This window comes from Gordonia sp. (in: high G+C Gram-positive bacteria), assembly GCF_012515855.1.
GTDB lineage: Bacteria > Actinomycetota > Actinomycetes > Mycobacteriales > Mycobacteriaceae > Gordonia.
In genome coordinates this window covers 1-7098 of sequence record NZ_JAAYXO010000203.1, presented here as the reverse complement: position 1 = coordinate 7098, position 7098 = coordinate 1, and the positions used below count along the sequence as shown (strand labels likewise).

The 7098-nt window shown below is 68.1% G+C and carries 8 protein-coding genes and 1 pseudogene; 6 read left to right on the top strand and 3 right to left on the bottom strand.

Translation table 11 applies throughout. The features are described 5' to 3' along the window. Positions 1-368, top strand: a pseudogene (locus GX543_RS14530) (biotin--[acetyl-CoA-carboxylase] ligase); the annotation flags it as partial. Positions 369-410: 42 nt separating this feature from the next. Here the strand turns inward: GX543_RS14530 and GX543_RS14525 are convergent. After that, on the bottom strand, positions 411-1028 hold the full coding sequence (locus GX543_RS14525; RefSeq protein WP_290852878.1) for a hypothetical protein: 618 nt from the start codon (positions 1026-1028) through the stop codon (positions 411-413). Between the two features lie 110 nt (positions 1029-1138). Here GX543_RS14525 and GX543_RS14520 point away from each other — a divergent pair, with 110 nt between their 5' ends. The 3 genes from GX543_RS14520 to GX543_RS14510 are packed head-to-tail and all read left to right on the top strand — an operon-like array spanning position 1139 to position 3750. After that, positions 1139-1702 (top strand): PH domain-containing protein, encoded by a 564-nt coding sequence (locus GX543_RS14520; RefSeq protein WP_290852876.1) that lies wholly within the window; start codon positions 1139-1141, stop codon positions 1700-1702. Continuing rightward, the gene (locus GX543_RS14515; RefSeq protein ID WP_290852875.1) at positions 1699-2394 is read left to right on the top strand and encodes a response regulator transcription factor; all 696 of its coding nucleotides are present in this window, start codon (positions 1699-1701) and stop codon (positions 2392-2394) included. The genes GX543_RS14520 and GX543_RS14515 overlap by 4 nt, the downstream gene beginning before the upstream one ends. A 15-nt stretch (positions 2395-2409) precedes the next feature. After that, entirely contained in the window at positions 2410-3750 is a 1341-nt protein-coding gene (locus GX543_RS14510) for a HAMP domain-containing sensor histidine kinase (protein ID WP_290852874.1), read from the top strand. Here GX543_RS14510 and GX543_RS14505 read toward each other — a convergent pair. Beyond that, positions 3722-4282: a GtrA family protein gene (locus tag GX543_RS14505; RefSeq protein ID WP_290852873.1), complete on the bottom strand. Its 561-nt coding sequence runs from the start codon at positions 4280-4282 to the stop codon at positions 3722-3724. The two genes, GX543_RS14510 and GX543_RS14505, sit on opposite strands and share 29 nt — an antisense overlap. A 90-nt stretch (positions 4283-4372) precedes the next feature. Here GX543_RS14505 and GX543_RS14500 point away from each other — a divergent pair, with 90 nt between their 5' ends. Further along, complete coding sequence (locus GX543_RS14500) at positions 4373-5602, top strand: 5-(carboxyamino)imidazole ribonucleotide synthase (protein WP_290852871.1); 1230 nt, start codon at positions 4373-4375, stop codon at positions 5600-5602. Between the two features lie 100 nt (positions 5603-5702). Further along, positions 5703-6224, top strand: a complete 522-nt coding sequence (gene purE / locus GX543_RS14495) for a 5-(carboxyamino)imidazole ribonucleotide mutase (RefSeq protein ID WP_290852870.1) — start codon at positions 5703-5705, stop codon at positions 6222-6224. A 5-nt stretch (positions 6225-6229) separates the two neighbouring features. Here purE and GX543_RS14490 read toward each other — a convergent pair whose 3' ends face one another. Further along, positions 6230-6880 carry a TetR/AcrR family transcriptional regulator gene (locus tag GX543_RS14490; protein WP_290852869.1) on the bottom strand — a complete coding sequence of 217 codons (651 nt, stop codon included), beginning with the start codon at positions 6878-6880 and terminating at the stop codon, positions 6230-6232. Positions 6881-7098 lie beyond the last annotated feature (218 nt).

Below are 7098 nucleotides of genomic sequence, written 5' to 3'. Positions count from 1 at the left end.
GAGTGGCGGTGATCGGCACCGGTCTCAACCTCGATCTGCCTGCGGGGTCGGCACCCGACACGGCCGCCTCGATCAGCGGACTCGTCGACGGTCCGGTGGATCGGCTGGCTGTCGCGGCGGCGTACCTACGTGCCTTGTCGGCCAAGCTCGACGCCTGGCCGGACCGCATCCCGGAACTGGCCGACGGGTACCGCGCCGTCAGTGCGACGCTCGGATCCCGCGTGCGGTTGGTGCTGCCCGGCGACCGCGAGGTGATCGGCTCTGCCGTCGACATCGACGACGAGGGCCGGATCGTGGTCGACGGGGCCGACGGGCGCATCACCGCATCCGCGGGTGACGTGACGCATCTGCGACCCGTCGGAGAGTAGTCGGGCGCTGCCCGGTCTGGCGCGGCCCGACCCCCGGTTGCGTCAGCGGCGCTTCTTGGCGCTGGCGCGGCCCATCGTGGGAATCAAGGTGAGGACCGGCATGCCGATGATGAAGTGCATGACGGCGGTGCCGATGCCGGACGAGATCTCGGCCGAGAGGAACAGCGGGATGATCACCGCAGCCGCGACCAGCAGGCCGACGATCCAGCCGTAGAACTGATCGGGCGCCGGGGTGCCGACCTGCAGCAGGTACCAGAGCGCTCCGCCGAGGACGGCGGCGACGAAGCCGGTGACGGCGAACCACACCTCGTCCTGGGCGAGGGGATTCCAGATGCCCAACTCGCCGGACTCGTTCACCTTCTGCGTGATCGCGCGGATGATCCACGCGGTCAGCCAGGCGGCCAGGCCGGTCACCACGCCGGTCATCAGGACGCCGCCGCAGAACATCAGCGGATCGACGTCGGGACCGCGTCGCGGGGCCTTGCGCGGCGGCTGCTGCTGCGGTGCGCCCTGCGTGTAGCCGCCCTGGTCGTAATTCGTGCCGTCGTAGTTGGCAGTGTGCGGATCCTGGTACTGCGCGTAATCGCCCGGCTGACTGTATGCGCGCGTCTGCGGCGGCTGCTGGTTGCGGTAGGGGTCGCGCGGATCGTTGTACGTCATGGTCCTTAGCCTGGTCCGTGTCTAGCTGGCATCTGCGGTGCTTGCTGGTCGAACCGCCAGTGTAGCGCCGAAATCAGCGCCACCTGGGCATCCGGCACTATGGTGATGCCATGGGATATTCGCGCGAGAATCTGGCTCCGGGCGAGGTCGTCGTGATCCACCGCCATCCGCACTGGAAGAGCTTGCTGCTGCCGGTTCTGATCTTCTGGATAGTGACTGCGCTGGCCGGCGTCGCCATCGGGTACACGCGATCGTCTTCCATGAACGACACCGCGAAGTCCACGGTCACCATCGTGGTCGCGGTGGTGTGGGCGATTGCCCTCGGATGGTTCCTGATCCGGCCGCTGCTGGCATGGAAGACCACGCACTTCGTCGTCACCGACCGCCGCGTTCTGTACCGCAACGGGATCATCACCCGGTCGGGCATCGACATCCCGATTCGTCGCATCAGCACCGTCGAGTTCCGGCACGGGCTGATCGACCGGATGCTGCGGACCGGCACCCTCACGATCGAATCCGCATCCGATGAACCGCTGTCGTTCGCGAACATCCCGCAGGTCGAGTCCGTGCACGCGCAGCTCTATCAGGAACTGCTGGACGAAGCAGACGACGAACTGCTGCCGCCGGGGCGGAGTGGAGCGATCAGGGACCCGCGTCGCGAAGGTCGACGGTGAACTCACCGCGCCGAGTTCTGCTCGCCGAAGACGATTCGGCGATCGCCGAGCCGCTGGCGCGCGCGCTGACCCGCGACGGCAACGAGTGCGAGATCGCCGCCACCGGGCCTGCCGCCCTGCAGCAGGTGCTGACCGGTGACTACGACCTGCTGATCCTCGACCTCGGGTTGCCGGGCATGGACGGCCTCGAAGTGTGCAGGCACGTGCGCGCGGCGCTGCCGCAGTTGCCGGTGCTGATGCTGACCGCGCGCACCGACGAGGTGGACTTCGTCGTCGGGCTCGACGCCGGTGCCGACGACTACGTCGGGAAACCGTTCCGACTCGCCGAACTGATGGCGCGCGTGCGGGCACTGATGCGGCGGAGTGTCGCCGTGGCCGCCGACGAGGCGGAGACCCTCGACAGCGGCGACATTCAGCTCGATCCGAAGGCGCGACGCGTGGTGGTCGACGGTGAGGATCTGACGCTGGCGAACCGCGAGTTCGACCTCCTGCGGTTCCTGATGGAACGCCCCGGGGAGGTGACCTCGCGCGACGACATCATGGACGCGGTGTGGGGATCCACGGACCTGCGGTCGTCGAAGACCCTCGACATGCACATCTCGTGGATCCGGCGAAAGATCGGCGACGACCATCCGAAGAAGCGCAAGCACATCGTCACCGTCCGCGGTGTCGGCTTCCGCTTCGATCCGTAGCGGGAGGTCGCCGGAGTGCGCCGACGGATTCTCAAGATGATGATCGCGTCGCTCGTCGCGATGGGCGTGATGTTCGGCGTGCCGATGACCATCATCACCTGGGACTGGTCCTCCACCTCCACGCACCAGGACCTCGCGGAGCGGCTCAAACGGATGAGCGAGCACGTGCTGGCCGAGGAGTCCGCGGGGCGGGCCGTGCAGCCGCGTGATCTCGATTTGGACGAGTTCCGGCTGCTGGTGCCGCCGAACGGTCGTCTCACCCTCGCGTACCGCATCCCCGATCCGGACGCCCCGGACGGGTATCGGCTCGGCACGCGGCAGATCGGTCTGGCGTTCTCCGGCTCAGCGGTGTCGGAGTCGGTGACGATCGGGCCCAACGCCGATCTCACCCTGGCCATCCCGCAGGAGGACGTCCGACCGACGCAACTGCTGGGTGTGGTCACGCTGCTGCTGGCGGTGGTGATCGCGGTGCTGGGTGGTGCGCTGGTGGCCACGCTGACCGCTAGAAGGCTGTCGGAGCCGCTCTCCGATGTCGCCCGACGCGCGGCCGCGATGGCGCGCGGCGACTTCTCGTCGGATTGGCCGACCTACGGCATCGATGAGCTCGATCGGGTGTCGTCGGCCCTTGCTGACGCCAACGAGGAGATCGCGCTGCGGCTCGAACGCGAAGGGGAGATCATCGGCGACGTGTCCCACCAGTTGCGCAGTCGGCTGACGGCGATTCACCTGCGGTTGGACGAGTTGACCCTGCACGACGATCCCGCCGTGGTGAGCGAGGCCGAAGCCGGCATGGAGCAGGTTCAGCGGCTGGCGAGTGAACTCGACGAGATGATCGCGGCCTCGCGCGCCGATTCCAAGGCGCGGGTGTCGGTCGACATCGCGGCGGTGGTGGAGACCCTGGTCGGTGATTTCGAGCCGTCGTTCAGTGCGGCGGGCCGGTCGATCCGCGTGGAGCTCGACGAGCCGGGGCTCAACGCGTACGGCCGACCCGGTCGTCTGCGCGAGGCGCTGAGCGTCCTGGTCGACAACTCCCTGGTTCACGGCGGCGGCGAATGCGTGATCGGCGTCAGCGCGCTGCCTGCGGCCGAGATGATCCGCATCGCGGTCTCCGACGGGGGCTCCGGCGTGCCGGACGACCTGGCACCGGACATCTTCCGACGGGGGGTGTCCGGGGGAGGCCGCAGCGGGTATGGGCTGTCGTTGGCTCGCGCACTGGTGGAAGCGGACGGGGGGCGTCTCGCTTTGGTCTCGCGACGCCCCGCGGTGTTCACCGTGGTGACCCCGATGTGCACCGGCGCCGAGCCCCCGGAGGAGCCCGACTCGCAGGTCAGGCGTGTCCGAGTTCCTCATCGCTGAGTTCGGTGGCGGCGGCTTTCGAGTCGGTGGAGCCGCCCTCTCCGCCGCGCGGCTGCTCGTCTGGGAACGCGAAGCGGCGCAGTGCCCAGAAGCGGAAGCCCATGCCGAGCAGGTTGCCGATGATCATGCCGAGCATGAAGTCGACGATCGCCAGCTCCAGGCCCGCGATGTTCTCGCGCATGTGGAAGACGTTGTTGCCGAGCCAGAGCGGGCCCGAGGCCAGCAGCACGCCGATGCCGCTGATGATGAAGAAGAGAGCTGCCTCGTGGGAGCGCTCACGACCGCCGCGGTTCTTGAACGCCCATTCGCGATTCAAGATGTAGCTCAGCACCACGGCGACGCCGCCCGAGATGACGCGGGCGATGACGGGTTTGGTGTCGAGGATGGTGAACGCGAGCAGGAAGTAGACCGCGGTGTCGACGACGAAGGTGGTGCCGCCGACGATTGCGAACTTGATGAATTCGCTGTGCTTCAACACCAGTCGTCGCACGGGTTGAGGCAGGCTGTTCACTACCCCGTCAATGGTCGGCACAAGGTTCGAGTGTAACTACTCGGACCCGGTCGACGTGCATCGACAGGCGTCGGTGCACGTCGCACCTCGTCGGCATGACAAACTCGACGTGTGACTTCCAGCCCTGACCGCCGCACCGTCGGCATGCCCACCGTGACCATGATCGGCGGTGGTCAGCTGGCGCGAATGACGCACCAGTCGGCCATCGCACTGGGACAGTGCCTGCGCGTTCTGGCGGGCAGCGCTGACGAACCCGCTGCTCAGGTGAGCGCGAATGTGGTTCTCGGCTCGCACGACGACCTCGAAGCGCTCCGTGCTGCGGCCGAGGGCGCCGTCGCGCTGACCTTCGATCACGAAGGCGTGCCGCTGGCGCACCTCGAGGCACTCGAGGCCGACGGCGTGCAGGTCCGACCGCCGTCGAAGGCCCTTCACTTCGCGCAGGACAAGATGGCGATGCGCAAGCGGCTGTCGGAGCTGGGGCTCCCCGTCCCGGCGTTCGTGGACCTCTCGGGCGAGGCGTCCGCCGCGCGCGAGGCGCTGATCGAGTTCGGCGAGTCGCAGGACTGGCAGGTCGTCATCAAGGCCGTCAGCGGCGGCTACGACGGCCGCGGGGTGTGGATCACCGACACCCGCGACGAGGCGCTCGCCGCCTTCGACAGCCAGGTGGGCGGCGACGTCGTCCTGATGGCCGAGCAGAAGATCGAGATGGCGCGCGAGTTGTCGGCGATGGTCGCGCGCTCGCCGTACGGTCAGGGCGCCGCGTGGCCGGTGGTCGAGACGGTGCAGCGCAAGGGGCAGTGCGCCGTCGTCATCGCGCCCGCGCCGGGACTGGATCCCGATGTGGCGGAGAAAGCACAGCAGATGTCGTTGACGCTGGCCGACGAACTCGGCGTGGTCGGGGCGATGGCGATGGAGCTGTTCGAGACGGTCGACGGCGACTTGATCGTCAACGAACTCGCGATGCGCCCGCACAACAGCGGCCACTGGACGATGGACGGCGCGGTGACCTCGCAGTTCGAGCAGCATCTGCGGGCCGTCCTGGACTATCCGCTCGGCGACACCGCGGCACGCGCGGACGTGACGGTGATGGCCAACATCCTGGGCGCCGACCGGGCGCCGGAGATGGCGATGGATGAACGTCTGCACCATCTGTTCGCGCGGATGCCGGAAGCCAAGGTGCACATGTACGGCAAAGGGGAGCGGCCGGACCGCAAGATCGGCCATGTCAACATCGTCGGTCGCCCCGGCGAGACCCTCGACGACATTCGCGAACGTGCCGAGCGCGCAGCGCGGTGGATGAGCACCGGCACCTGGTCCGACGGCTGGGACCCGCACGCCTGACGCCTGCGCGGCGCAGGCGTGACCGGCGCCGTCGAAGTTCACCAGCAGACCCCTACCCAGCAGACCTCACCGCAGCCAACAACAGGGAGACCGAAGACCAATGAGTACCCCGAACACCCCTCCGGCACCGCGCGTCGGTCTGATCATGGGAAGCGACTCCGACTGGCCGACCATGAAGGCCGCCGCCGAGGCGCTCGTCGAGTTCGGCGTTCCGTTCGAGGTCGGCGTGGTGTCGGCCCACCGCACCCCGCAGCGGATGCTCGATTATGCGAAGAACGCCGCCGACCGTGGTGTCCAGGTGATCATCGCCGGTGCCGGCGGCGCCGCGCACCTGCCGGGCATGGTCGCGTCCGCCACTCCGCTGCCGGTGATCGGTGTGCCGGTGCCGCTGAAGTATCTCGACGGCATGGACTCGCTGCTCTCCATCGTGCAGATGCCGGCCGGGGTGCCGGTCGCGACGGTGTCGATCGGCGGCGCCCGCAATGCGGGCCTGCTCGCCGTGCGGATCCTCGGCGCCGCGGAGCCCGCCCTGCGGTCGGCCATGACCGAGTTCCAGACCGGTCTCGAGGAGATGGTGCTGGAGAAGGACGAGAACCTGCGTCGCAGCCTGCTGGAGGGCTGACGCCGCTACGGTGCGCCGAACCCCCTCGTGAAGTCGTCCGGGTGGGTCACCGGGGCGCTCAGCATTCCGGTCACCGCATCGGCGATGAAACTGCCGACGGACGCCCAGTTCCCTTCTGTGGTGCCTGCTACGAGTTCAGTCTCGTAGCGCGCGCTCAGGCCGAGCGTGAGGCCGGTGACGATGCGCATCCGTGTCCGGAGGACCGGTGCGGGGACGTGGGACACGCCGTCTGCACCGATCGGCCCGCTGTCGGGTTGCAGGCTCTCGTCGATGTCCGCGCGCAGTGACTCCGCGACCGACGGCAGAAGCATCGCCTGGTAGGTGAATCGCGCGCGGTAACTCGGGACCGGCAGCGAGTCGAGGTAATCGATCCACGGCCGAACGCCGACGTGCACCAGATCGCGGAGGGTCGGGGAGTCGGGGAGCCCGGCGGCGATCGTCGACCGCCGCGCGATCACGCCGTCGTGGACGCGGGCCAGCAGCGCGTGGATCAATCCGTCGCGGCTGCCGAAGTGATAGGCGATCGCCGAGTGGTTCGCCGTGCCCGCGCGCTCGGTGATCTTCCGGTTCGACACGGCGTCGATTCCGTGGAGCGCGAACTGCTCCTCGGCGACGTCCAACAACGTCTCCCGCGCGCGGTCCCCGTACCGTCCCATCGGTCGCCCTCTTCCTTAGTCGGTGTGTTCTCCGTTATGTCGGCATCGCAATTCTACGCCATATGTCTTAAAGTGGTTCGGGTACCGAGACGGCCTGAGCGAGGATGAGGAGTGGGGACATGTCACCCCAGGACGAGACACCCCAGGACGAGGCCCAGGCCCAGATCGATCAACCCCAGATGGATTAGGAAGCGCCAGACAAGGAAGCGGCGAAGCGG

Bases quoted from the DNA above. Each gene is read 5' to 3' on its own strand.
- GX543_RS14520 (WP_290852876.1), top strand. From the start codon at position 1,139: ATGGGATATTCGCGCGAGAATCTGGCTCCGGGCGAGGTCGTCGTGATC.
- purE (WP_290852870.1), top strand. From the start codon at position 5,703: ATGAGTACCCCGAACACCCCTCCGGCACCGCGCGTCGGTCTGATCATG.
- GX543_RS14490 (WP_290852869.1), bottom strand. From the start codon at position 6,880: ATGGGACGGTACGGGGACCGCGCGCGGGAGACGTTGTTGGACGTCGCC.
- GX543_RS14525 (WP_290852878.1), bottom strand. From the start codon at position 1,028: ATGACGTACAACGATCCGCGCGACCCCTACCGCAACCAGCAGCCGCCG.